20 protein-coding genes and 1 pseudogene are annotated in these 23,238 nt (G+C 64.2%); 11 read left to right on the top strand and 10 right to left on the bottom strand.

The annotated features are described in order from the left end of the window. Positions 1–2 precede the first annotated feature (2 nt). From RQI28_RS18760 to RQI28_RS18720, 9 genes are all read right to left on the bottom strand, one after another. Complete coding sequence (locus RQI28_RS18760) at positions 3–809, bottom strand: hypothetical protein (RefSeq protein ID WP_311224171.1); 807 nt, start codon at positions 807–809, stop codon at positions 3–5. Next, positions 799–2,373: a flagellar biosynthesis protein FlhF gene (flhF, locus tag RQI28_RS18755; protein ID WP_311224170.1), complete on the bottom strand. Its 1,575-nt coding sequence runs from the start codon at positions 2,371–2,373 to the stop codon at positions 799–801. Before flhF ends, RQI28_RS18760 begins: the two co-directional genes overlap by 11 nt. After that, positions 2,370–4,442, bottom strand: a complete 2,073-nt coding sequence (gene flhA, locus RQI28_RS18750) for a flagellar biosynthesis protein FlhA (RefSeq protein ID WP_311224169.1) — start codon at positions 4,440–4,442, stop codon at positions 2,370–2,372. The genes flhF and flhA overlap by 4 nt, the downstream gene beginning before the upstream one ends. Beyond that, the gene (locus RQI28_RS18745; protein ID WP_311224168.1) at positions 4,439–5,596 is read right to left on the bottom strand and encodes an EscU/YscU/HrcU family type III secretion system export apparatus switch protein; all 1,158 of its coding nucleotides are present in this window, start codon (positions 5,594–5,596) and stop codon (positions 4,439–4,441) included. The genes flhA and RQI28_RS18745 overlap by 4 nt, the downstream gene beginning before the upstream one ends. Before the next feature lie 254 nt (positions 5,597–5,850). Beyond that, positions 5,851–6,489: a protein phosphatase CheZ gene (locus RQI28_RS18740; RefSeq protein WP_311224167.1), complete on the bottom strand. Its 639-nt coding sequence runs from the start codon at positions 6,487–6,489 to the stop codon at positions 5,851–5,853. 3 nt (positions 6,490–6,492) lie between these two features. Continuing rightward, positions 6,493–6,879, bottom strand: a complete 387-nt coding sequence (gene cheY / locus RQI28_RS18735; protein WP_056662105.1) for a chemotaxis response regulator CheY — start codon at positions 6,877–6,879, stop codon at positions 6,493–6,495. A gap of 66 nt (positions 6,880–6,945) precedes the next feature. Further along, on the bottom strand, positions 6,946–7,887 hold the full coding sequence (motB, locus tag RQI28_RS18730) for a flagellar motor protein MotB (RefSeq protein ID WP_311224166.1): 942 nt from the start codon (positions 7,885–7,887) through the stop codon (positions 6,946–6,948). A 36-nt stretch (positions 7,888–7,923) separates the two neighbouring features. Next, positions 7,924–8,784, bottom strand: a complete 861-nt coding sequence (motA, locus tag RQI28_RS18725) for a flagellar motor stator protein MotA (protein WP_311224165.1) — start codon at positions 8,782–8,784, stop codon at positions 7,924–7,926. Between the two features lie 182 nt (positions 8,785–8,966). Continuing rightward, complete coding sequence (locus tag RQI28_RS18720; RefSeq protein WP_311224164.1) at positions 8,967–10,439, bottom strand: flagellin; 1,473 nt, start codon at positions 10,437–10,439, stop codon at positions 8,967–8,969. A 331-nt stretch (positions 10,440–10,770) separates the two neighbouring features. Between RQI28_RS18720 and RQI28_RS18715 the strand changes: the two genes are divergently transcribed. The 4 genes from RQI28_RS18715 to RQI28_RS18700 all read left to right on the top strand — a co-directional run bounded on the left by RQI28_RS18715 (position 10,771) and on the right by RQI28_RS18700 (position 14,663). Continuing rightward, positions 10,771–12,210, top strand: coding sequence for a flagellin (locus RQI28_RS18715; RefSeq protein WP_311224163.1), 1,440 nt, complete (start codon positions 10,771–10,773; stop codon positions 12,208–12,210). A 202-nt stretch (positions 12,211–12,412) separates the two neighbouring features. After that, positions 12,413–13,849, top strand: coding sequence for a flagellar filament capping protein FliD (fliD, locus tag RQI28_RS18710; RefSeq protein WP_311224162.1), 1,437 nt, complete (start codon positions 12,413–12,415; stop codon positions 13,847–13,849). Positions 13,850–13,910: 61 nt separating this feature from the next. Beyond that, the gene (gene fliS / locus RQI28_RS18705) at positions 13,911–14,360 is read left to right on the top strand and encodes a flagellar export chaperone FliS (RefSeq protein ID WP_311224161.1); all 450 of its coding nucleotides are present in this window, start codon (positions 13,911–13,913) and stop codon (positions 14,358–14,360) included. A gap of 3 nt (positions 14,361–14,363) precedes the next feature. Further along, on the top strand, positions 14,364–14,663 hold the full coding sequence (locus RQI28_RS18700; protein WP_311224160.1) for a flagellar protein FliT: 300 nt from the start codon (positions 14,364–14,366) through the stop codon (positions 14,661–14,663). A 322-nt stretch (positions 14,664–14,985) separates the two neighbouring features. Here the strand turns inward: RQI28_RS18700 and fliE are convergent, their stop codons facing one another. Beyond that, positions 14,986–15,294 (bottom strand): flagellar hook-basal body complex protein FliE, encoded by a 309-nt coding sequence (gene fliE / locus RQI28_RS18695; protein ID WP_311224159.1) that lies wholly within the window; start codon positions 15,292–15,294, stop codon positions 14,986–14,988. Positions 15,295–15,477: 183 nt separating this feature from the next. Here fliE and fliF point away from each other — a divergent pair, with 183 nt between their 5' ends. The 7 genes and pseudogenes from fliF to fliL all read left to right on the top strand — a co-directional run bounded on the left by fliF (position 15,478) and on the right by fliL (position 23,218). Further along, positions 15,478–17,184: a flagellar basal-body MS-ring/collar protein FliF gene (gene fliF / locus RQI28_RS18690; protein ID WP_311224158.1), complete on the top strand. Its 1,707-nt coding sequence runs from the start codon at positions 15,478–15,480 to the stop codon at positions 17,182–17,184. A gap of 27 nt (positions 17,185–17,211) precedes the next feature. Next, on the top strand, positions 17,212–18,207 hold the full coding sequence (gene fliG, locus RQI28_RS18685) for a flagellar motor switch protein FliG (RefSeq protein WP_311224157.1): 996 nt from the start codon (positions 17,212–17,214) through the stop codon (positions 18,205–18,207). After that, positions 18,191–18,904 (top strand): annotated as a pseudogene (locus tag RQI28_RS18680) (FliH/SctL family protein); the annotation flags it as partial. The gene fliG and the pseudogene RQI28_RS18680, both read left to right, overlap by 17 nt. Before the next feature lie 142 nt (positions 18,905–19,046). After that, the gene (fliI, locus tag RQI28_RS18675; RefSeq protein ID WP_404976944.1) at positions 19,047–20,459 is read left to right on the top strand and encodes a flagellar protein export ATPase FliI; all 1,413 of its coding nucleotides are present in this window, start codon (positions 19,047–19,049) and stop codon (positions 20,457–20,459) included. A 22-nt stretch (positions 20,460–20,481) separates the two neighbouring features. After that, the gene (locus RQI28_RS18670; protein WP_311224156.1) at positions 20,482–20,946 is read left to right on the top strand and encodes a flagellar FliJ family protein; all 465 of its coding nucleotides are present in this window, start codon (positions 20,482–20,484) and stop codon (positions 20,944–20,946) included. A gap of 2 nt (positions 20,947–20,948) precedes the next feature. Next, positions 20,949–22,370 carry a flagellar hook-length control protein FliK gene (locus tag RQI28_RS18665; RefSeq protein ID WP_311224155.1) on the top strand — a complete coding sequence of 474 codons (1,422 nt, stop codon included), beginning with the start codon at positions 20,949–20,951 and terminating at the stop codon, positions 22,368–22,370. A gap of 302 nt (positions 22,371–22,672) precedes the next feature. Beyond that, entirely contained in the window at positions 22,673–23,218 is a 546-nt protein-coding gene (gene fliL / locus RQI28_RS18660; protein WP_404976946.1) for a flagellar basal body-associated protein FliL, read from the top strand. Positions 23,219–23,238: the final 20 nt, after the last annotated feature.

Raw genomic sequence — 23,238 nt, 5'->3', positions numbered from 1 at the left:
AGTCAGTGGCTCCGAACGAAATGCGCAGGGGGCTCTGGAATGCGGTGAGTGGGCAGTGCAGGAATGCCGGCACCCATGGTGCACGCGTTCTCCAGCAGTTGCAAGGCCAGCCGCTGCACGTCCTGCGGGCTGCCGGCTTTGACGATGGTCGTGCGTGGGGCGTTGCCCAGATGCTGGGTGGCACAGCGCTGCAGCGTTTCCAGCGCGGCTTTGGCTGCGCTGACGCGTCGTGATTCCGAAGGCCCCGGTTGCACCACCGATGCCACCGTGCACTGCACGCCGGCATGTACAGCCATGTGCTTGAGCTGGCGGTAGCTCTGCTCCACGCTCTGGGCGCCGGGGTCGGTCATCACCAGCGGCAGCACTGCGGTGCCGCGCAAGAGCGGCGCCATCACGTGAGGCTGTGCGTACACCACCACCAGCGAATAGGCGCGAAAGACCGGGTGCAGGCGTTGCAGCACGGTCGCGTCGTTCCAGGAGGCGCGTTCGGCCAGGTGCAGCAGGCCATGGGCCGCAGGCACGACGGCGAGCGAGGTGGACGCAGAGGCGCCACGCGAGAGGCTGCCGCCCTGCCAGTCGGGCGAGGCCAGCAGTTGCTCCAGACCTGGCGCGTCGTCGGTTTCGCGGGCGGTGCCGTCCAGCACCACCACCGGGTAACCCAGCCGCTGCAGGCTGGAGCACACCTGCCACAGCGTTTCCAGACCCATGGTCGCCTCGGGCTGGCTCAGCACCGCCAGCAGCCGCAGATCGGCCTGGGACGTAATGCTGCAGAGGCTGGCGCCCTGGTGCAAGCCGGTATCAAGCAACATCGGCCAGCCCCCGTTCGGCGGACATCTCCGGCGACTGCGAGAAGAAGAAGTTCAGATCGGCGGCCTTGGGGTCGAACGCCGACTTGACGGGCGAGCGCATCGAAGCGCTCACCAGCTTGTGCGCGTCGGCCGCTTCCCAGTCTTCGGGCACGCGTTGGCCGTTGGTCACGCCGCGCAGCACCATCTGGTGGCGGATCAGCGCGTCGATGGCGGGGCCCAGCTTCACGGCTTCGTCCACCTTCGACAGGATGGCCTGCTGCGAGCCGGTCGTCTTGAAGGCGCCCAGCACGTCGTCGAGCGTGTCGCCGTGGCAGCCGGCATTCAGCACCAGCAGGCGGTTCACGTTGGGCAAGTCCAGCACGTCGAGCATGTCGCGCTTGCGCGGGTCGCGCGGGGCGACGCCGGTGGTGTCGATGAGCACCATCTTCTTGCCGCTGAGCAGACCCAGCAGGTCCTGCAGCGCAGCGCGGTCGTGCGCCAGATGCGCCACGATGCCCAGCATGCGGCCATAGGTGCGCAGCTGTTCGTGGGCGCCGACACGGTAGGTGTCCAGCGTGATCAGGCCGACGCTGCCGGGGCCGTGAATGCGTGCGCACAGCGCGGCCAGCTTGGCGGTGGTGGTGGTCTTGCCGACGCCGGTGGAGCCGACCATCGCGAAGATGCCGCCTTCTTCATACAGCGGGCGGGCGTGGGAGTCGGTGCGCAGGTTGCGCTCCAGCACTTCCATCAGCCAGCGCACGGCGTTGCCGGCGGACAGGTCTTCGGGCATGCGTTCCAGCACGCCGCGCGCCAGTGCTGGCGAATAGCCCGCACGGATCAGCTTGAGCATCAGGTTCGACTGAATCGGGTCTTGCTTAGCCTGGCCCAGCCAGGCCAGCGTGTTGAAGCGGTCTTCGATCAATTCGCGCATGGACTGCAGTTCGTTGATCAGGCCCTGCTGCGGGGCAGCCTGTGCCAGCGACGGAGCGGCCATGGTGCGGCGCACGGGCGCGGGCTCGGGCAGATCCATCGGAATGGAGCGCAGCGGGTTGTGGCGGGCCACCGGCAGCGGCTGTGGTGCAGGCATGCGTGGTTCACGTGCTTCGCGCACTTCGCGGGGCTCGGGCGCATAGGCCGCGCGTTCCAGCACCGCGGCTGCGACGGGGGCTGCACCAGCCGATTCGTTGAGCGCTTCGTGGCGGCGGCGCAGCATGCGCTCGCGCACATAGTCCTGGAACGACAGCGTGCTCATCGCCAGCTGTTCGGTGTCTTGCTCGACCACTTCGCGGCCGCTGCCTTGCTGGGGGCGCGAGGGCATGCGCGCGCGGGTCTCGGCGGCCATGTCTGACGCGCGGTCCTGCAGGCGTGGGGCGGGCGCGGCGACCGGCGCCTGAGCGCGCGGTGCAGGCATGGACGCGGGCGCTGCGTCCAGGCTGCTGGACAGCGTGTCTTCTGCCGTGGCCACCACTTCCACGCCGTTCGCCGTGGGGCGGTTCGACAGGATGAGCGTGCCTTCACCAAAAGCCATGCGTGCCTTGGCCAGGGCCTCCCGCGAAGTGGGAGCGTTGAAGCGTTTGATGTTCATGCGGAGGCTCCTCTGAGGATCGGGCCGATGCGGATGGTGTGGGTTTCAGGAATCTCGCTGTGGGCGAGCACCTGCAGGCGGGGGGCAACGCGGCGCACCAGGCGGGAAATGGCGTTGCGAATGGGGTCTGGAACCAGCAGGCAGGCGGGCAAGCCCATTTCTTCCTGCTTCATGGCGACTTCGGCCGCCTTCTGCGTGAGGATGTCGGCTACGCCAGGGTCCAGCGACGGGCCGCCGGCATTGCCCAGGGCCTGCACCAGCAGGCGCTCCAGGCCAGGTTCGATGGCGATGACGTTGAGCTCGCGCGTCGGGCCGTAGATCTGCTGAACGATGGCCGGCGACAGGGCGATGCGCACGCGGCGCGCCAGCTCCACCGGGTCGGCCACGCTGCCGGCATGCTCGGCCAGCGTCTCGACGATGGTGCGGATGTCGCGGATGTGCACAGACTCTTCCAGCAGCAGCTGGAGGACTTTCTGGAACGTGGCGATGGAAACCATTTTCGGGACGACTTCTTCAATGAGCTTGGGGGCCAGTCGGGTCACGTGTTCCACCAGTTGCTGCGTCTCTGTACGGCTGAGCAGCTTGGCGGCTTGCACTTGCATCAAGTGTGACAAATGGGTCGCCATCACGGTTTCCGAATCAACGACCGTAAAACCCGCCATTTGTGCCGCTTCCTTCTGGTGATCGTCGATCCAGTGCGCGGGCAGGCCGAAGGCCGGGTCGGTCGTCGGGGTGCCGATCAGCGGTGTGGTGATGCCGCCCGGGTTGATGGCCAGGAACATGCCAGGGAAGGCTTCGCCGTCGCCCACCATCACGCCGCGCAGGGTGATGCGGTAGGCGCTGGGCTTGAGCTCCAGGTTGTCGCGCACGTGCACGGCAGGCGGCAGAAAACCCACTTCCTGCGCGAACTTGCGGCGCACGCCCTTGATGCGGGTGAGCAGATCGCCCTGACGCGACTTGTCGACCAGCGCGATCAGGCGGTAGCCCAGCTCCAGCCCCAGCAGGTCGACGGGCTGCAGGTCGTCCCACGATGCTTCGCCGTCGGACACGGGCGCCGGTGCCTCTTCGACCGGAGGCGGGCGCTTCTGGCGCTGCATCAGCGTCCAGGCGGCGTAACCGAAGCCCGAGCCCATGATCAGGAACACCGCATGCGGCATGCCGGGAATGACGCCCAGCAAGATCAGGATGCCTGCGGTGATACCCAGCACGCGCGGCGACATGAACAGCTGCTGCACGATCTGGTGGCCCATGTCCTCTTCCTTGCCGACGCGGGAGATCACCATCGCGGCCGCCACCGAGATCAACAGCCCCGGAATCTGCGCCACCAGCGCATCGCCCACGGCCAGCAGGATGTAGCTGTTGGCGGCTTGGCCCGCCGACAAATCGTGCTGCAGCATGCCGATGGCAAAGCCGCCGACGATGTTGATCAACAGAATCAGAATGCCGGCGACCGCATCGCCGCGCACGAACTTGGACGCACCGTCCATCGAGCCGAAGAAGTTGGCTTCTTCCGCCACTTCCAGGCGCCGGCGGCGCGCTTCCTTCTCGTCGATCAGGCCGGCGTTCAGGTCGGCGTCCACCGCCATTTGCTTGCCGGGCATGGCGTCCAGCGTGAAGCGGGCCGACACCTCGGCGATACGCTCGGCGCCCTTGGTCACCACCACGAAGTTGATGACCACCAGAATGGCAAACACGATCAGGCCGACGGCGAAGTTGCCGCCGATCAGAAAGTGGCCGAAGGCCTCGATCACCGCGCCGGCCGCGCCCGGGCCGGTGTGGCCTTCGAGCAGCACCACACGGGTGGAGGCCACGTTCAGCGACAGGCGCATCAGCGTGGTCAGCAGCAGCACCGTGGGGAAGGCCGCGAAGTCGAGCGGGCGAATCATGTACGCCGCCACCATCATCACCATCAGCGCGACGGCGATGTTCAGCGTGAAGAACGTGTCCAGCAGCCAGGCCGGAATGGGCAGCACCATCAAGCCAAGAATGGCCACCACCAGCAGCGGGGCGGCCATGCCTTGCAAGACAGAACCCCACTGGCGGACCGAATTCATCGTGGGCGTTTTCATGGCGCGTTACCTGCAGGGGCGCTTGTGCGCGTGAGCGGATCGAGTTCGGGCGGAACAAACGGGTCGGGCTGCTGATCGGGCATGCGCCCTTCGCCGCGCAGCGCTGCCTTCAGCCGGTATACATAAGCCAGCACCTGGGCCACGGCGGCGTACAACTGGGCAGGAATCGCCTGCTCCAGTTCGGCATTGGCGTAAAGCGCGCGGGCCAGCATGGGCGACTGCAGCACAGGAATGGAATGCTGGTTGGCCAGTTCGCGAATGCGAAAAGCCAGCAGATCCGTGCCCTTGGAGATGACCTGCGGCGCATTCATCGTCGCCTCGTCGTACTTGAGGGCGACCGCATAGTGGGTGGGGTTCATCACCACGAAGTCGGCCTTGGGCACATTGGCCAGGCTGGCGCCATTGGCGATCTCGCGCGCCTTCTGGCGGATGCGGTTCTTCACCTCGGGGCTGCCCTCGGACTGCTTGTGCTCCTGCTTGACTTCCTCGTGCGACATCTTCTGCTTGGACTTGAAGAAGAAGGCCTGCAGCGGCACGTCGATCACGGCTGCGACGAACACCACCAGCAGCAGCAGCACCATGCCTGACGTCACCCATTCGGCCGCCTGGCGAATCGCCACGGGCGAAGGCTGCAGCACCAGCATGGCCACCTTTTCGATGCTGGAGCTCATGAAGTTCCAGGCCACGGAGGCGAGGATGCCCGTCATCAGCACCATCTTGGAGACGGTGACCATCTGCTGCTTGGAAAACAGATTCATGAAGCCCGACAGCGGGTTGAGTCGGTTGAACTGCGGGCTGATAGGCTTGAAGGAAAAGATCCAGCCACCCGAGCCGATGGCGCTGCCCACGGCCGCCAGGATGGTCAGCCCCGCGAAGGCGCCGCTGGCCAGCAGGCCTATGAGCGTCATCTCGACCAGCCGGTCCATCATGGTGCCGGAGGCGTGCACGGTGGCGGCGTCGAAGGTGAGCTGCTTGGCGAGTGCGCGCTGCAGGTGCTCGATCAGATACGGCGTCAGCCACAAAACCGACGCGGCGCCCATGCCCAGGATGGCGATGTGCGACAAATCCCGCGAACGCGAAGCCTGGCCTTCTTTGCGTGCCTGCCGAAGCTTCTGCTCGGTTGCGGGTAGGGATTTGTCTTGGCTTGAACTCATGATGGCATGACGGCTGGGTCATGCCAATTGTCGTGAGGGGCCGCTGAATCTAAAGGCCGAATAGCGGGCGGCAAGCGTCGCTATTCAGGCGGGTGGGGCGCTGCGGCGGGGCGGTGGCCGCAGGCTGTAGCGCTGGACTTGCTACTTATTTCATAGCTGGTAGCGCTTGGTGTATAAGCATTTGAGGCCTATTTGTTCCTCAAATGCCCATGTGTCAAGCGCTAGCAGCTCACCTTTTGGTAGCGGCAGGCTGTTTAGAAGCCCAGGCTGGCCAGCAGGTCGTCCACTTCGGACTGGTTGGACACCACGTTGGCCGTGTTGTCCGGATCCACCACCGGGCCCTGCAAGTGTTCGCGGCTGGGCTCGGGGATGGCTGCGGCAGCGGCAGCCTGGGCCTGCGGCGGCGCCGTTTGGATCAGCAACTGCACCAATTGCTGCTCGATGGTGTTCGCCAGGTTCACTACCCGCGCAATCACCTGGCCGGTCAGGTCATGGAAGTCCTGCGCCATCATGATTTCGGTGAGGTGGCCGTCCGCTTCCTTCGTGACGCGTTCCACGTCGGTCAGGAAGTTGAAGATTTCACCCTTGGCCACAGCGGCCACCGGGTCGGCAACCAGCGAATTGACCACGCGGCGCGTCTCGGCGGCGATGAAGTCGTGCTGGGCTTTCGCCTGCTCGACCCGGCTCAGCACCTTTTCGGCCGCTTCGCCCGTCAGCCGTGCGATGTACGACAGCCGGCTCTGGGCGTCGGGCAATTCGCCCATCGACCCGCGCAGCTTGTCGGCATAGCCCAGTTCGTTGAGCGAATCGTGCAGCTGCCGTGTCAGCAGGCCGATCTTCTGGTGAACGTCGTCAGCGCCCGCATCCGGCGCGGCATTGCCCGGTGTTTCCATGGTTCAAAGCCCCATCTTCTTGAGGATCAAGGTCACTTTCTCTTCGAGCGTGGCCTTGGTGAAGGGCTTGACGATGTAACCGGCGGCGCCGCCCTGGGCGGCAGCAACGATGTCTTCCTTGCGCGCCTCGGCCGTCACCATCAGCACGGGAAGGTGCTTGAGCTTGTCGTCCTTCTTGATTTCGCCCAACAACTGGAAGCCGTTCATGTTCGGCATGTTGATGTCGGTCACCACGAAGTCGAACTTGCTGTTGCGCAGCTTGTTGAGCGCGACGACGCCGTCTTCGGCCTCGTCGGCATCGGTGAAACCGCTTTCTTTGAGCAGGTTGCGAACGATGCGTCGCATGGTGGAAAAGTCGTCAACGATCAAAAAACGAAGGGCAGTGGTCACGTGGGACCCTTTCGGTCGGAAATTACTGTACGTATTGTCATGGGCCGGCGCGTTTGTGACAAGGCGTTACGGCCGCGATGCGGATGCGGGATTTTCCTGCTTTTCAGCAGCAGCTTGCGGTGTAGATGGCGTTATGGCGCCTTTACCCAACAGTCGCTCCTCGGCTTCGCGCGTCAGAACGGTGATGGTAATGCGACGATTCACGGGCGCGCGCGGGGTCGCTGGCTCCAGCAAATCACTTGCCGCCAGCCCGACAACGCGGCCCAGCTTGGAGTCTGGCATGCCTGCCGCCACCAATTCGCGGCGTGACGCGTTGGCCCGGTCGGCGGAGAGTTCCCAGTTGCTGTAGCCGCGGTCGCCGTTGCCGTAAGGCGCGGCATCGGTGTGTCCGGCCAGGCTGATGCGGTTTTCAACCCCGCCCAGCGCGTTGCCTATTTCTCGAAGAATGTCGCGCATGTAGGGTTTTACCAACGCGCTACCGCTGTCGAACATCGGCCGGTTCTGGTCATCGACGATCTGAATCTGCAATCCGTCGGGTGTGATGTCGATGCGGATCTGCGAGCGGTACTCCTTCAGGCGCACGTTCTCGGTGATCATCGCGTCGATCTTGGACTGCAGCGACTTGATGCGCATCTGGTCCTGGCGCGCCTGCTCGGCCTTGCCATTTTCGATATTCATGCGGCGGGTTGCTGCGGCCGACTCGGCATCGGCGCGCTTGACTTGGCCATGCACCTTGGCCAGGTCGTTGCCCCCGCCCGGAAGAATGCTGGAGCTGTTGCCCGAGCCATCGCCGCCCTGCATGGCAACCTTCAGCGGCGACGAGAAATACGCGGCGATCCCCTGCAACTCGCCCTTGGCGGTGGAGCCCAGCAGCCACATCAGCAAGAAGAACGCCATCATGGCCGTCACGAAGTCGGCGTAGGCGATCTTCCAGGCGCCGCCATGCACCGCATGGCCGCCCTTCTTGATGCGCTTGATGATGATGGGTTGAAGCTTCTTTTCCGCCATGGCGTTCGTTCGCAGTGCAGCCGCTGTTGCGCGCGCCTACTTCTTGCCCTTCACGTGGGCTTCCAGCTCACTGAAGCTGGGTCGGTCGCCAGAGAAAAGCACCTTGCGGCCAAATTCGATGGCAGTGGACGGGTTGTATCCCTGCATGCTGGCCAGCAGGGTCGACTTGATGCAGAGCAATTCCTTGGCCGCGTCTTCGGTTTTCTGTTCGACCAAGCCACCCAGCGGCTCCACCACGCCGTAAGCCAGCAAGATGCCCAGGAACGTGCCCACCAGGGCCGAGCCGATCATGCCGCCCAGCACGGAAGGCGGTTGCCCCACGGACCCCATGGTGTTCACCACGCCCAGCACCGCGGCAACGATGCCGAAGGCCGGCAAAGCGCCGGCCAGCCGCGCCAGCGCCGCGACGGGGGCGTGGGCTTCCTGGTGGTGGGTGTCGATCTCGCTGTCCATCAACGCTTCGATTTCATGGGCGTTCAGGTTGCCCGACACCATCATCCGCAGGTAGTCGGTGGTGAACTCGATCACGTGGTGGTCGCTGCCCACCGTCGGGTATTTCTTGAAAATCTCTGATTCATGCGGCGTCTCGACATCCTTTTCGATTGCCATCAGCCCCTCTTTGCGGGCCTTTTGCAAGATGTCGAAAAGCATGGCCATCAGTTCCATGTACCGCGCCTTGGTGTATTTCGATCCCTTGAACGCCATCGGCAAGGCCTTCATCGTGGCCTTGAGCACCTTGGGCTGGTTGTTCACCACGAAGGCACCCAGGGCGCCGCCCAGAATGGTGATGATCTCGAAGGGCAGCGCTTTCAGGATCACGGAGATGTTTCCGCCGTGCACGACGTACACGCCGAAGATGCAGCCGAGGCAGACGATGTAACCGATGATGACGAGCATGGGTGATGGGGCTCAGCCGCCTTAGCGGAGCCTACGTAGAAGACGAAGGTACTTTATCGAGGTATGTGTCGGTATTTCGGCGAAAAACCCGAAGTCTGTAGTCACGGCCCAAAAAAAAGGAGGCCCGCAGGCCTCCTGATGCTGGCACGCTGAGTTTGGGCCAGGAGTTCGCGTCAAGCCGATTACTTAAGCAGCGACAGCACGCCTTGCGGGATCTGGTTAGCTTGCGCCACCATGGCAGTACCCGCTTGCTGCAGGATCTGCGTACGGGACAGGTTGGCCGTTTCTGCCGCGAAATCCGCATCCTGAATACGGCTGCGAGAGGCAGACATGTTTTCCGACGATGTATTGAGGTTGGCGATGGCTGTTTCGAAGCGGGACTGCAGGGCACCGAAGCTGGCGCGCTGGCCATTGACGGCGGCAAGTGCTGAGTCGATAACCTTGAGTGCTTGAGTGGACCCGTCAACTGTCGATACGTCGATACTGCTGACAGGCGTGAGCTTAGCCGCTGCCAGGCTGGGTACCAGAGTGACTGGAGTTCCACTCACTGAGAAACCTTTGTCCGAACTGAATTCCAGGGTTCCCATTGTCACGATAGGGGCTCCTGGGTTGGCTGCGACTGCACTACCAAACGTCAACGTTCCTGTGTCCCTCGTGGTCTCTGCATTTTGAGCCGCTAGGCTGATGGCTCCATCGCTTGTCAGGCCATTGGTAATACTGATGTTCGCGCCCGCTTCGTTGACCAAGACAATGCCATCGCCATCTGCGTTCATTTTGGCAGTGATGCCTGTCTGAGACGACGCATCATTGAATGACTTGACCGCCTCTGCGAGTCCAGCCGCAGTGTTTGCTGCAACGCTGAAGGTCACAGTGGCATCAATGCTGGCGTTATTGCCCCTGACTGCCAATGTGAACGAACCAGGAAGCGCGGTTGCCGGGTCAATTGAGAATTCAGACACGTTGCGAGCGATCGCACTCACGCCTGTTGCTTCAGATGCAGCATTGATCTTCGCTGCGGCCGTGATTGCAGTATCGCCATCAACCAAGGTGATGGGCTTTGTTTGCAGCCCTGCAATGACCATGGTGCCATCGAGGTTCGCCGGGGCAGCGGCAGCGTCTAACAGCTTGGTGCTGTTCAGTTGCGTCCCATACGTAGTGGTGCGGAAGTTGCCGGTAGTGGCGGTGATGGTCTGATTGGCATTGGCTCCCACCTGGAACGTTGCCGAGCCGAAAGAACCATCCAACAGCTTTTGGCCATTGAACTCGGTGGTGACCGAAATACGGTCCAGTTCAGACAATAGTTGACCCACTTCCGCCTGGATGGCTTTACGGTCCCCTGCTGAGTTGGTGGCGTTGGCAGACTGCACCGACAACTCGCGCACCCGCTGCAGGATGTTGCCCGCACCGGCCAAAGCACTTTCTGCCACTTGGGCCAGCGAGATGCCGTCGTTGGCATTGCGGGCCGCCTGATTCATGCCGCGAATCTGCGAGGTGAAGCGTTCGGAGATGGCCAAGCCGGCGGCGTCGTCCTTGGCGCTGTTGATGCGCAGCCCTGAGGACAGGCGCTGGATAGATGTATTAAGCGACGACTGGCTGAGCCCCAGATTGCGTTGGGCGGTAAGCGAGGCGACGTTGGTATTGATGGTAGATGCCATTGCGGAACTCCTGCGAGGCTGAAAACAAACATTTCTGCCGGTTCAAGCGTTGCCCCTCCGGCGGACTTGGTGGGAACGATGGAGTGGATTGTGGAGAGCGGGGCGCTGAGCGTTTGCTGGATAAGACGCACAAAAACCGCTCAATCCCTGCGTTTGTTCCTAAAGTTTTCCGCGGGCGACCCGAAAACATCTTCAACGGGACGTGCGAACAGCAGTAGCAACCCGCCGTTCAACAGAAAGCCCGCAAGGCGCTGTGAACCCTGAGGCCAGACGGTTCTGGGCCCAGTTGGCGGCAACGCCATATTCAGTCAGTTCTTTCAGGAGATTTGCAATGGCATCCACCATCAACACCAACCTCGCTTCGCTGACCGCTCAGCGCAACCTGGGCCTGAGCCAAAATTCGCTCAACACGTCCATCCAGCGGCTGTCGTCGGGCCTGCGCATCAATAGCGCCAAGGACGACGCTGCTGGCCTGGCTATTTCGGAGCGTTTCACTTCCCAGATCCGCGGCCTGAACCAAGCCGTGCGTAACGCCAACGACGGCATCTCGCTGGCGCAAACGGCTGAAGGCGCACTGAAGAGCTCTGGCGACATCCTGCAACGGGTGCGTGAGCTGTCCGTGCAGTCGGCCAACGCTACCAACAGCGCTGGCGACCGCAAGGCCATCCAGGCTGAAGTGGGCCAGCTGTTGTCCGAACTGGACCGCATTTCGGTGACGACGGAATTCAATGGGCAGAAGCTGCTGGACGGCTCTTTTGGTTCGGCCACGTTCCAAGTGGGCGCAAACGCCAACCAGACCATTACCGCCACCACTGGCAACTTCCGCACCAATACCTACGGCGCACAAATCAAAGCCTCGGCCAGCGTGGCTGCAGCAGCCACCGCTCCCGCTGCCGGTGCTGCAACGATCATCGTGAACGGTCTGCAGAGTAAGGCATTAGACGTCGACGCTGCAGACACCGCTGGCAAAATAGCTGCTACGGTGAACGGAGCTACTGAAACCACTGGTGTGACGGCTTCGGCTCGTAACCTGTCTGAGTTCAAAGTGACGACCCCTGGTGCTGTCACTCTGGCTATTAAAGGAGACAACACCACCACGGCAGCCACCATCACCTTCTCTGCCACATCAGCTACCGATTTGGGCGAGGCTGTGAAGGCGTTTAACGACGTCTCTTCGCAAACAGGCATAACTGCAAAACTCAATAGCAACGGCGATGGCGTTATCCTGACCAATGACTCCGGTGCCGATATTGACATCAAAAACGACTCGGCGACGGCTGCGGTGTCGTTGGCTGCGCAAGATGCTACTGCTACGACGCTGACTTTTAGCGCTCCTGCTGCTGCTGCTGCTGCTGGTGGAACTGCGGTTTCACGCGGAACGGTGGAATTCAGCTCTGACAAAGGCTATTCGCTGGATGGCACGTCTGCTTATATCTCGGCTGGTGCATCGACGCTGAACTCCGTGAACGAGATTGACGTGTCCACGGTAGACGGCTCTACCAAGGCTCTCAAAATCATTGACTCGGCCCTGGCTGCGGTCAACGGCCAGCGTGCAAGCTTCGGTGCTCTGCAATCGCGCTTCGAAACCACCGTGAACAACCTGCAGAGCACGTCCGAAAACATGTCCGCTTCGCGTGGCCGCATTCAAGACGCGGATTTCGCTGCAGAAACGGCCAACCTGTCGCGCACGCAGATCCTGCAACAGGCAGGTACGGCGATGGTCGCCCAAGCCAACCAGCTGCCCCAGGGCGTGTTGTCCCTGCTGCGTTAATTGCAGCACGAGCGCGAGGCTGCACGGCCTCGCGGCCCGAAGGCGGCAGCGATCTGGTCGCTGCCGCCTTTGCTACTTTTGCCAGTTTCAGGGCAACGGGGTAGATTGGATGGGTTCTCCCGTTCTTATCTACGGGATGGTGTGATCCCAGCGCTCCGATAATTTCTGGCGATACAACTCGACGTACTGACAGGAGGTGGACATGGCAGGTTTTTCATCCATCGGCATTGGCCTGGGTGGCAATGTCGACGTCAATGCGTTGATCAAGGCATCTGTCGATGCCGTGAAGATCCCCATTACCAAGACCAACGGGCTGAGTCAGCAAGCCGCTGTGACCAATGCGAAGGTCTCCACCTTCGGGCAATTCAAGTCGCTGGTTTCTACATTGGCGGATGCCGCCAGCAAGCTGACCAGCGTCACGGGCTGGAATGGCGTGGCGGCCAGTTCGTCGAAAGCAGAGGCCGTCACCGTCTCTGCGGTGGGTGGCGCTGCGGCGACCTCGTTCAACGTGCAGATTCAAAACCTGGCCAAGGCGCAATCGTCCACTTCGGCGGCGCTCACGCCGACCAAAAGCGCAGTGGGCGCCGGCACGCTGACGCTGGCGGCGGGTGTATGGGGCGGCACACCCAAGGACTTCACCGCGGGCACGGTGGCTGGCGTGGACATCGCTGTCACGGCCACGGACACGCTGGCGGATATCGCCAGCAAGATCAACGGCTCCAAAGCCGGCGTTACGGCGACGGTATTGACCGATGCGACGGGCGAGCGGCTCATGCTGCGCAGCAAAACCACCGGCGAAGCTGCGGGCTACCAGCTCAGCGTAGCGGACGCGGACGGCAGCAACGCCGACACCACGGGGCTGTCGCGACTGCTGATGGGCACGACCGAGTTTGCGCAGAATGCCAACGCCACGGTCAACGGCGTCGCGGTGACCTCGGGCACCAATGTCTTTGCCGAAGCGGTGGCGGGCGTTACCTTCACCGCGGTCAAGACAACCACCGAGGATGTGGCCATCACGGTCACCAAAGACAACACGGCGGTCAAGAAGAATGTCGAAGATTTCATCGCCGCGTACAACGCCGTCAATCAGGCGCTGAACGAGTCAACGAAATATGACAAGGAAACCAACACCGCCGGCCTGCTGCAAGGTGACACCGCGGCGGTGACTTTGCAGAACACCTTGCGTCTTGCGCTGCAGTCGGTCAATCAGTCTGGCGCGTTCCGCTCGTTGTCCGACGTGGGCGTGGTGTCGGAGGGCAGCCTGGGCAATCTGTCGCCGACCGGCAACTTGAAGCTCGACACCACGAAATTCACCAAAGCGATGGAGAACCCCGATGAGGTCAAAGCGTTCTTTCGGGGTGCAGAGGGCGGCCGCATCGAGGACGGATTTGCGGGCAAATTCCAGGTCATGACCAAGCAGCTGCTGTCGTCGGACGGATTTTTTGCCAGCAAGGACAAGTCGTACAAGGATGCGCTCAAACGCACCGCGGCGGACGTTGAACGCATCACCGACCGGGCGGACCGCCTGGAGAAGAGCCTCAGTGCCCGATACACCGCCCTGGACACCAAGATGGCCAGCTTGAACGCGTTGAATAGCTATATCCAGCAACAAGTTACGACGTGGAATAAATCCAGTTAATGGGCTTCAGTTATCAGGCGGAACGCCGATAAATTGAATAACAAACCCAGGAACAAACGCCATGTTCAGTACCTACAGCCCCCGCACCGCTTCTGCGTATCAGCGCATCAACGTCGAAACCAGCATGCACACGATCGACCAGCACCAACTGGTCACGCTGCTGTATGCGGGCGTACTCAACGCCGTGGCAACGGCCCGCGGCGCTCTGGCGCGCGGCGACGTGTCTGCCAAGTGCGCCAGCATCTCCAAGGCGGTGCGCATTCTGGAAGAGGGCCTGCGCACGGCGCTGGACCGCGAAGCCGGTGGCGTGCTGGCCAACAATTTGGACGCCCTGTACGACTACGCACTGCGCCGCCTGATTCTTGCTAATGCCCGTAACGACGACGCCATGCTGGCAGAAGTGGCCCGCCTGATCGAGCCCGTGGCGCAAGGTTGGAGCGACATGAAGAAAACCGGCGCCCCCGCCGGCGCGGCCAACGACCCCGCGCAGCCTGTGATGGCGGAGGCCTGAAAAATGCCTGAAATGTTGATTGACTACTACAAAGCCATAGAAGACAGCAGCGCGAAGATGCTTGAGGCCGCCAAGTTGAAGGACTGGGACGGCGTCGTGCGCTACGAAGGCACCTGTGCCGTATTGATCGAGCGCTTGCGCTACGAGGCGCAAGAGAAGGATCTGCTGCCCGAGCACCGCCGCGAAAAGACGCGCATCATGCAGCGCATCCTGCGCAACGATGCCGAGATCCGCTGCCTGGCAGAGCCTTGGTTGTCGCAGTTCGAGCACCTGTTCGAACGCCAGCCGATGGTGATGCATTGATCTGCAGGCTGCAGGGCTGACCCCACCCGCTCAAGCTGCGGCGGCGGGGGCGGCGGTTCCTGCCGGCTAAGTAGCACGGCGTGCATCTTTGCGGATTGCCAGCCTCTCGCCCCGGTCCCCATGACAAACGCCTCGCATCCTTCCATGGGATGCGAGGCGTTTTAGTTTTTGGGCCTCAAGGGCGAGTCCAGGATGTTGAAGCCGGAATTAATGGTCAAATTGGCCTCTAGCGCTTATCCATAAAGCGCTGGTAGCTATAAAAATAATAGCAAATGCCGGTAGATGCAGTGAATGGAGTGACAGGCGCTCGTTGCGCCGCCCGTCACACCTGCATGTTCATGATGTCGGTGTAGGCCTGCACCATGCGGTTGCGCACGTGGAGCGTGGCCTGAAAGCCGACCTGGGCTTTCTGCATGGCGACCATCGTCTCTTCGATGCTCACGTTCGGGTTCTCCAGCTGCACCTCGCGCTGCAGGTCGCTGGACTTGTTCTGCGCGGCGCTGACCGACTGCAGAGCGCCCTTGAGCGCTGATGAGAAGCCGACGTCCTGGCCTTCCTGCGGCGCCGTGACGCGCCGAACCAGGCCGGTGCCCGAAAGCGGGGCGGTGGGGCTTGAAATGCGAAGGTCCATGGCGGTGTGCTCGGGGTGGTCGGGGCGCGGGGAAGATGGTGCAATCCTAGGCGTGTGCGCCGCCGCCATCGTGCGGAAATGATGGTCAAAGGCGCGCTTTATCCAGCGAACGTGCGGCAGGGGTTCCCGAATAATCGCTACACCGCCAGAGCCCCGCCCTGGCCTGACATACTGGAAAGCACGATGTCCGCAGTCGCCGAAATACCCGTCCTCCCCTCCGCAGGCACCCCTTCCTGGGTGCAGCGCCTCTCCGGCCTCGACCGGTCGGCCCGCCTGCGGCTGGGTCTGGGCCTGGCATTGCTGGTGGGTGGCGTGCTGGCGGCGGTGTTGTTCAGCCGCCAACCCGACTACCGGGTGCTGTTTTCCAACCTCAGCGACAAGGACGGCGGCGCCATCGTGGCGCAACTGTCCACCATGAACGTGCCCTACAAGTACGCAGAGGGCGGCGGCGCCATCATGATTGCAGCCGACCGCGTGCACGACGTGCGCTTGCGCCTGGCTACGCTGGGCTTGCCCAAGGGCTCGGTCACCGGCTTCGAGCTGATGGAAACCAGCCGCTTCGGCGTGACGCAGTTTCAGGAGCGGCTGAACTTTCAGCGCGGACTCGAAGGCGAGCTGACCCGGTCCATCCAGGCGCTCTCGTCCATTCAAAGCGCACGCGTGCACCTGGCGCTGCCCAACCAGAACGGCTTCTTCCGCGAACAGCAAAAACCATCGGCCTCGGTATTGCTGAGCCTCTACCCCGGCCGCTTCCTGGACCGTACCCAACTGGCCGGCATCGTGCACCTGGTGTCTTCCAGTGTGCCCGAGATGTCGCCCACCGCCGTCAGCGTGCTGGACGACAGCGGCAAGCTGCTGTCGCAGTCGCCCGACACGGCCGCGGGCTCCGGCGTGGACGCGCAGCAGCTGAGCTACGTGCAGCAGATCGAGCAGCAGTACACCCGCCGCATCCTGGACATCCTGGAGCCCGTGGTCGGCAAGAACAACGTGAAGGCCCAGGTGACGGCCGATGTGGACTTCACCCAGACCGAGTCCACCTCCGAGCAGCACCGCCCCAACCAGACGCCCGACAGCAGCGCCGTGCGCAGCCAGCAAGTGGTGGAAAGCTCGGGCCAGCAGACGCCGCAGCCGCCCACCGGCGTGCCCGGCGCAGTCACCAACCAGCCGCCCCAGCCGGCCACGGCGCCCATCAATGGCGCCAATCCAGCCCCCACGGCCGCTGGCCAGCAAGGTGCGCAGGCCGCGCCGAACAAGCGCGAATCCGTCACCAACTATGAGGTGGACAAGACCACCCGTGTCACGCGTGGCGGCACCGGCGCCATCAAGCGGGTGAGTGCGGCGGTGGTCGTCAATTACCAGCCTGCCGCCGAAAGCGATGGCAAGGCCGGCGCGGGCAACAAGGCGCTCACGCCCCAGCAGTTGGAGCAGATGACCGCCCTGGTGCGCGAAACCATCGGCTTCAACAAAGACCGTGGCGATTCGGTGAACCTGATGAACACGCCGTTCTTGGTGGACGCCAGCACGGCGGTCGACCTGCCGCTCTGGAAGCAGCCGGAAATGATCGAGCTGGCCAAGAGCCTGGGCTGGCCGGTGGGGCTGTCGCTCTTCGCCGCGCTGATTCTGCTGGGCCTGGTGCGCCCGGCCATCAAGGGACTGAACGCGCCGAAGGCCGTCCCGGTCTTGGCCAACGCGCAGAATCAGGTTGCGCAGCTGGACGCGCTGGAATCGGAGCAACTGGAGCGCCCTGCATTGCCAGCGCCCACTCCGGTACGCCCGGAAAACCTGCCCGCCACGCCCGAGCAGTTGCGCCTGGACGAAGCGCGCACGCTGGCCAAGGCCAACCCGGTGGCGGTCGCCAACATCCTCAAGACCTGGGTCAACGGCGAATGATGCGCCGCGAACAGAAGCGAGCCAACCATGGATGAGCAAGGACTGAACGACGCGGCCATCATGCTGATGTCCCTGGGCGAGGAAGAAGCCGCCGAGGTGTTCAAGCACCTGTCGCCCAAGGAAGTGCAGAAGCTGGGCGAAACCATCGCCCGCATGAAATCGGTGTCGAGGGAAAAGGTGGATTCGGTCATCAACCGGTTCTCCAACGACGCTGCCGCGCAGAGCCTGCTGGTGTCCGACACCAGCAACTACGTGCGCGCGGTGCTCAAGCGCGCTCTGGGCGACGACAAGGCGGCGCTGCTGATCGACCGCATCCTGCAGGGCGGCGACGTGTCGGGCATCGAAAGCCTGAAGTGGATGGACCCGCTCTCCGTGGCCGAGTTGCTGCGCAACGAACATCCGCAGATCGTCGCGGCCATCCTGGTGCATCTGGACCCGGACCAGTCGTCCGCCATCCTGATGCAGCTGACCGACCGCCAGCGCGGCGAGGTGCTGCTGCGGATCGCCACGCTCGAAGGCATTCAGCCCACTGCGCTCAAGGACTTGAACGAAGTGCTGTTCAAGGTGCTGGCAGGCGGCGACAAGATTCGCAAGAGCTCGCTGGGCGGCGTGAAGTCGGCGGCCGAAATCATCAACTTGCTGGGCTCCGGCGTGGACGCCACGGTGCTCGAATCCATTCGCGGCTACGACCCCGACCTGGCGCAGAAGATCATGGACAAGATGTTCGTGTTCGACGACGTCATGAAGCTCGACGACCGCGCCATTCAGACCGTGCTGCGCGAGGTGGCGTCGGAAACGCTGGTGGTGGCCTTGAAGGGCGCACAGCCCGAGTTGCGCGAGAAGTTCCTGGGCAACATGTCGTCCCGTGCGGCCGATGCACTGCGCGAAGACCTTGAATCGCGCGGCCCGATGCGGCTGTCGGAAGTCGAGGCGCAGCAGAAGGAAATCCTCAAGACGGTGCGCCGCTTGTCCGACGAAGGTCAGATCGTGATTGGCGGCGGTGGCGATGACGCACTCATTTAATCGCCACTACTCGCGCTTCATTCCCAGCGAGGAAGTCGGCGGCGTCACGCCCTGGCAGTTCGGCGCGGTGAACGAATCCGGCTTGATTCCACCGCCCGCCGTGGCAGACAGCGTCGAACCCGAAACGCCTCTGCCACCCCCAGGCATCGACGAATCCGAGCATCTGGCGCTGTTGGACCAGGCACGCTCGCAAGCGCATGCAGAGGGTGTGGAGCAGGGCCGCGCGCAAGCGTCGCTGGAGTGGCAGCAGCGCATGGACGACTACGTGGCCGACCAGGGCCGTGAAGCCGCAGAACGGCTGGACCGCCTGGCCCAGTCGGTGGATGCGGGGCTGGACGGCATGCAGCAGCACATGGCGCAGGAACTGCTCGCCCTGGCCTGCGATCTGGCCCGGCAGGTGGTGCGTCGGGAGCTGTCGATCAATCCGCAGGCCGTGCTGCCTGTGGTGCGCGAGGCGCTCGGCTCGCTGATCGGCGAGGGTCGGCCGGCCACCGTGCGACTGAACGCCGAAGATTGGGCGCAGCTGGAAAAGCCGCTGCGTGAAGAATTCTCCACCGCCAAGGTGTACTGGGTGGTCGACGCGAACGTGCAGCCGGGTGACTGCCTGGTGGAGTCGGCCGGCACCGTGGTCGATGGCTCGCTGGACAAGCGCTGGCAGCGTGCCGTTGCCGCATTGGGGCTGGCGACGGCGTGGCAACAAGCTGCTGAGCCAGCAGACGTGCCCGTGCCCACCAGAAAAACACCGGAAAGCGCACCTCTTCGCACTGACTTGCGCGCTGAAGAAGCACCCACAGGTGGATCGACGCAAGCCGAGGCCACCGCCGAGGTTGGAGATGGCCATGTCGCATGACGGCGAAGCCTGGACGCGCTTCATGGCCGACTCGCGGGCCCGCGTCGCCGAGCGCACGCCGCTAGAAAGCCGCGGCACGCTCACGCGGCTGACCGGCCTGGTGCTCGAGGCTGCCGGCATTCGCGTGCCGGTGGGCTCGCAGTGCCTGGTGCAGATGCCAGCGCACGAGCCCGTGCTGGCAGAAGTGGTGGGTTTTTCCGCCGACAAGGCGTTTTTGATGCCGGCTGGCGACATCCACGGTCTCTCCAGCGGCGCCAGCGTGACGCCGGCTCCCTCGTACGTGCCAGCACCGCGCCTGGGTGCTCCGGAAGGCGACGAGCCGGGCACGACACCCGCCAGTGCGGGCGTGGGGCTGCTTCGCTTGCCCATGGGCGATGGTCTGCTGGGCCGCGTGGTCGATTCGCAGGGCACTCCGCTCGATCATGCCGGCCCTCTGGCAGGTGTCACGTCCGAGCCCATGGACCGCCGCCCCATCAACGCCATGAACCGCGACCCGGTGCGCGAGACGCTGGACACTGGCGTGCGCGCCATCAACACGCTGCTGACGGTGGGCCGCGGCCAGCGGCTGGGCCTGTTCGCCGGCTCGGGCGTGGGCAAGAGCGTGCTGCTGGGCATGATGGCCCGCTATACCCAGGCCGACGTGATCGTGGTGGGCCTGATCGGCGAGCGCGGTCGGGAGGTCAAGGAGTTCGTGGAAGACATTCTGGGCGCTGGCGACCGGGGCCGCGCGGTCGTCGTCGCGGCACCCGCCGACGCACCCCCGCTGCTGCGCATGCAGGGCGCTGCCTATGCCACCGCCATTGCAGAGCATTTTCGCGACAAGGGCCAGCATGTGCTGCTGCTGATGGATTCGCTGACCCGCTACGCCATGGCGCAGCGCGAGATCGCCCTGGCCATTGGCGAGCCGCCAGCCACCAAGGGCTACCCGCCCAGCTGCTTTGCCAAGCTGCCGGCGCTGGTCGAGCGCAGCGGCAACGGCTTGCACGGCGTGGGTTCCATCACCGCTTTCTACACAGTGCTGTCGGAAGGTGATGACCAGCAGGATCCGATCGCCGATTCGGCCCGCGCCATTCTCGACGGCCACATCGTGCTGTCGCGTGCGCTGGCCGAGACGGGGCATTTCCCCGCCATCGACATCGAACAATCGGCCTCGCGCGTGATGCACAACGTCGTCTCGCGCGAGCACTTCGACATGGCGCGACGCTTTCGGGCCGTGTACTCGCGCTACCAGAAGAGCCGTGACCTGATCCAGGTCGGCGCCTACATGAGCGGCTCCGACCCGCAACTGGACGAGGCGATCCGCCTGCAGCCGGCCATGGCCGACTTTCTGCAGCAGGACATGTTCGAAGCCGCATCGCTGGACCAGAGCCTGACGGCCATGGCCAGCGTACTGGGCCACTGAGCGCGCAGCACAGGCCACGAACATGTCCTCCCTCAAATCCTTCCAGATCGCCGTCGAGATGGCCGAGCGCCAGCGCGACGCGGCCCGCCAGGCGGTCCAGGACGTCGAACGCGCCCAGCGCGCCGCGCAGGAACAGTTCAACCAGCTCGAAGGCTACGCCGCCGAAACGCAGGGCCGCTGGGGCGTGCGCGAAGACGCCACCCTCAAGCCCGAGGTGATGTATCACCACTACCAGTTCATGGACCGGCTCTCGCACGCCATCGGCATGCAGGGCGGTGTGCTCCATGACCAGGCCGGCCGGGTCGAGGCCGCTGCGCGCGCTTTGCTGCAGGCAGAACTGCGGCTGGCCAGCCTGAAGAAGGTGGTGGAAAAGCGCCAGCGCGAAATCGAACAGCTGCAGTCGCGGCGCGAGCAAAAAGAAACCGACGAGCGGGCTGCGATCCAGTCCGCCCGTGCTGACAGAAGCCCTCTGGGCCAGGAGTTTTGATCATGGAAGCCACCCGCAGCACCCCCACTCCCCAGCGCGCAGCCACGCACGAAACCCGCGGCACCCGCCACACCGCCAAGGCGGCCGAGCAGGACAGCGCGCAGCCCAAAGATGGCTTTTCGCTGCTGCTGGCCGCGCTGGGTGACGGCGCCGGCGCCGTGGCGCAAGACGATCCGCTGGATCCGGCCGCAGCGGGGGCGGTGTCTGCGTTGGGGGCGGACCCTGCGCTGCAGCCGCCGCTTCTGCCATCGGTCCTATCGCCTGCCGCACTGGCCGCGCAGGCAGCGGCCGATGCGGCCTCGCTCGCGGCCCTGGCTGGCGCACCGGTGGCTGGTGCGGGCCAGGGTCAAGGCCAGGGAGCCGGACTTGCCTCGCTGGCCGACAGCCGGCTCGGCTCGGCTGCCGTGAGCGGGCTCGATGCGTTGTGGTCGCGCGGCGCAGGCAAGGCCGGCGTGGACAGTTTGGTGGGGCAGACGGCGATGCTGGATGGCGCGACGGAAGCCGCCGCTGTCAACGGCGCGCCGGTAGCGAATGCGGCGGCGCCAATGCGCGGTATGGCCGGGCGCTTCCAGTCCGCCTGGGCGGCCGCTGGCCTGTCGGGCGCGGCAGACGCCAGCGCCGCACCTGGCGCAGCCTTGCGCGCCGGCGCGGCGGAAGCGGGCAAGACTGGTACGCACGACGCTGCCTCCGCGCTGTTGTCTGCAACGACGGCCGCCACTGCTTCTACGGTCAGTATTGTTTCTTCAGACCATCGGGATTCGGCAGGCTTGAACGCTGCTGCGGCAGCGCAGCGTGGAGCCGGCGACCCATCGCAGGTGCTGTCAACCGCCCTGCTCGCAGGGCAGCCCGAAGCCACCGCCGCCGATGGCCGGTCTGGCCGTGGCGGGGAGGGCGCGGCAGGCAGCAATGCGGCAGCGCTTACAGCACCGGGCGAGCCTGGCCGGGAAGTGCCTGGCGCCGATGCCTTTGCCACAGACCTGTCGGGCGCTGCGGCGGACCCCGCCCAAATGGCTGCAGAAGACCAACTGGCCGAACAGGTCGCCTACTGGGTGCACCAGAAAACGCAGAACGCCGAACTCACGCTGGACCGCGACGGCCAGCCGGTGCAAGTCACCGTCTCGCTCACGGGCAGCGAGGCGCACATCGCCTTCCGCAGCGACCAGGCCCACACGCGGGATCTGCTGGACAGCAGCGTCGCGCAGTTGCGTGACCTGTTGCAGGCCGAGGGGCTGCAGCTGTCCGGCGTCACCGTGGGCACGTCCGGCGAATCGGCTGCGCGCGACGGGGCAGGGCAGTCTGGTTCCGGCAACGACCGCGGCCGGCAGGGCGCCCGCCAGGCGACGGTGCAGTCGAGCGCGCCGCTCGGCGCCGTGGATCGTTCCCGCCAGGGGGCCGGCGAGCGGGCGGTAGACATCTTCGTCTGAGCTGGAATCGCTTCAACCAGCCAGGCCGCTGGGTGGGAGGCCCGCCCGCCAGCGGCTGGTGTGGCCGCCTGCAGGCGGCGATGGCTGCAGCGGCGGGCTAGCGGAGTGAAAGCCCTGTTTTTGGGCTTTTATTCTGGCTATCATGATTCGCGCTACTGCCCAATAATGGGCTCTGCCGCCATCTGTGCGCCTGTCGTCTGGCGCTGCTCTCTCCCGCTGATCCGCACCCGTTGCGCGAAGGAAGTTCCAACGTGTCCGCCACTCCCGCCACCGCCCCTGCCGCCCCTGCCAAAAGCAAGAAGATGGTCATCATTCTGGTGGTCGTCGTGCTGCTGGTCGTGGCCGGCGGTGCCGCTGCTTGGCTGATGCTGTCCAAGCGCCACGCTGCCGATGACGAAGGCGGCGATGCCCCGGCGGAACACGCTGCGCAAAGCGCCGCCCCCAAAACGCCCCCCACCTTTTTGCCCATCGACAACATGGTGGTCAACCTGGCTGACCCGGGCGGTGACCGCTTTGCCCAGATCGGCATCACGCTGGAGCTGACCGATGCCAAGACCGAAACCTCGGTCAAGCAGTATTTGCCCAGCATTCGCAGCGGCATTTTGATGCTGATATCGCAGCGCACTTCCGAAGAACTGCTGTCACGCGACGGCAAGGAAAAGCTGGCGCTCGACATTCGGCGCGAAGTGTCCAAGCCACTGGGCTTCACCGTAGCCAAGCCGCGCAAGGCACCTGTCGCCCGGGACGCGGAAGAAGGCGATGAGCCGGAGCCGGAGCCGGCTCCACGCCCCCGCGCCGACAACAACCCGGTGCGGGCGGTGCTCTTTTCCAGCTTCATCATCCAGTGAGCCTGGCGGGAGACGCAAGC

It is taken from the genome of Acidovorax sp. WCS2018Noco2-16 (genome assembly GCF_031843945.1).
Classification (GTDB): domain Bacteria; phylum Pseudomonadota; class Gammaproteobacteria; order Burkholderiales; family Burkholderiaceae_C; genus Paracidovorax.
The sequence above is the reverse complement of the archived record's forward strand: the minus strand, read 5'-3'. Positions and strand labels throughout refer to the sequence as shown.

What these genes read in the sequence shown, in the direction of transcription:
- fliE (WP_311224159.1), bottom strand. Translation starts at nt 15,294, where the DNA reads ATGGACCTTCGCATTTCAAGCCCCACCGCCCCGCTTTCGGGCACCGGC.
- motB (WP_311224166.1), bottom strand. Translation starts at nt 7,887, where the DNA reads ATGGCGGAAAAGAAGCTTCAACCCATCATCATCAAGCGCATCAAGAAG.
- RQI28_RS18720 (WP_311224164.1), bottom strand. Translation starts at nt 10,439, where the DNA reads ATGGCATCTACCATCAATACCAACGTCGCCTCGCTTACCGCCCAACGC.
- flhA (WP_311224169.1), bottom strand. Translation starts at nt 4,442, where the DNA reads ATGAAAACGCCCACGATGAATTCGGTCCGCCAGTGGGGTTCTGTCTTG.
- fliD (WP_311224162.1), top strand. Translation starts at nt 12,413, where the DNA reads ATGGCAGGTTTTTCATCCATCGGCATTGGCCTGGGTGGCAATGTCGAC.
- RQI28_RS18740 (WP_311224167.1), bottom strand. Translation starts at nt 6,489, where the DNA reads ATGGAAACACCGGGCAATGCCGCGCCGGATGCGGGCGCTGACGACGTT.
- RQI28_RS18745 (WP_311224168.1), bottom strand. Translation starts at nt 5,596, where the DNA reads ATGAGTTCAAGCCAAGACAAATCCCTACCCGCAACCGAGCAGAAGCTT.
- flhF (WP_311224170.1), bottom strand. Translation starts at nt 2,373, where the DNA reads ATGAACATCAAACGCTTCAACGCTCCCACTTCGCGGGAGGCCCTGGCC.
- RQI28_RS18760 (WP_311224171.1), bottom strand. Translation starts at nt 809, where the DNA reads ATGTTGCTTGATACCGGCTTGCACCAGGGCGCCAGCCTCTGCAGCATT.
- fliI (WP_404976944.1), top strand. Translation starts at nt 19,047, where the DNA reads ATGTCGCATGACGGCGAAGCCTGGACGCGCTTCATGGCCGACTCGCGG.
- RQI28_RS18665 (WP_311224155.1), top strand. Translation starts at nt 20,949, where the DNA reads ATGGAAGCCACCCGCAGCACCCCCACTCCCCAGCGCGCAGCCACGCAC.
- fliL (WP_404976946.1), top strand. Translation starts at nt 22,673, where the DNA reads ATGGTCATCATTCTGGTGGTCGTCGTGCTGCTGGTCGTGGCCGGCGGT.
- fliF (WP_311224158.1), top strand. Translation starts at nt 15,478, where the DNA reads ATGTCCGCAGTCGCCGAAATACCCGTCCTCCCCTCCGCAGGCACCCCT.
- RQI28_RS18700 (WP_311224160.1), top strand. Translation starts at nt 14,364, where the DNA reads ATGCCTGAAATGTTGATTGACTACTACAAAGCCATAGAAGACAGCAGC.
- RQI28_RS18715 (WP_311224163.1), top strand. Translation starts at nt 10,771, where the DNA reads ATGGCATCCACCATCAACACCAACCTCGCTTCGCTGACCGCTCAGCGC.
- RQI28_RS18670 (WP_311224156.1), top strand. Translation starts at nt 20,482, where the DNA reads ATGTCCTCCCTCAAATCCTTCCAGATCGCCGTCGAGATGGCCGAGCGC.
- fliS (WP_311224161.1), top strand. Translation starts at nt 13,911, where the DNA reads ATGTTCAGTACCTACAGCCCCCGCACCGCTTCTGCGTATCAGCGCATC.
- fliG (WP_311224157.1), top strand. Translation starts at nt 17,212, where the DNA reads ATGGATGAGCAAGGACTGAACGACGCGGCCATCATGCTGATGTCCCTG.
- motA (WP_311224165.1), bottom strand. Translation starts at nt 8,784, where the DNA reads ATGCTCGTCATCATCGGTTACATCGTCTGCCTCGGCTGCATCTTCGGC.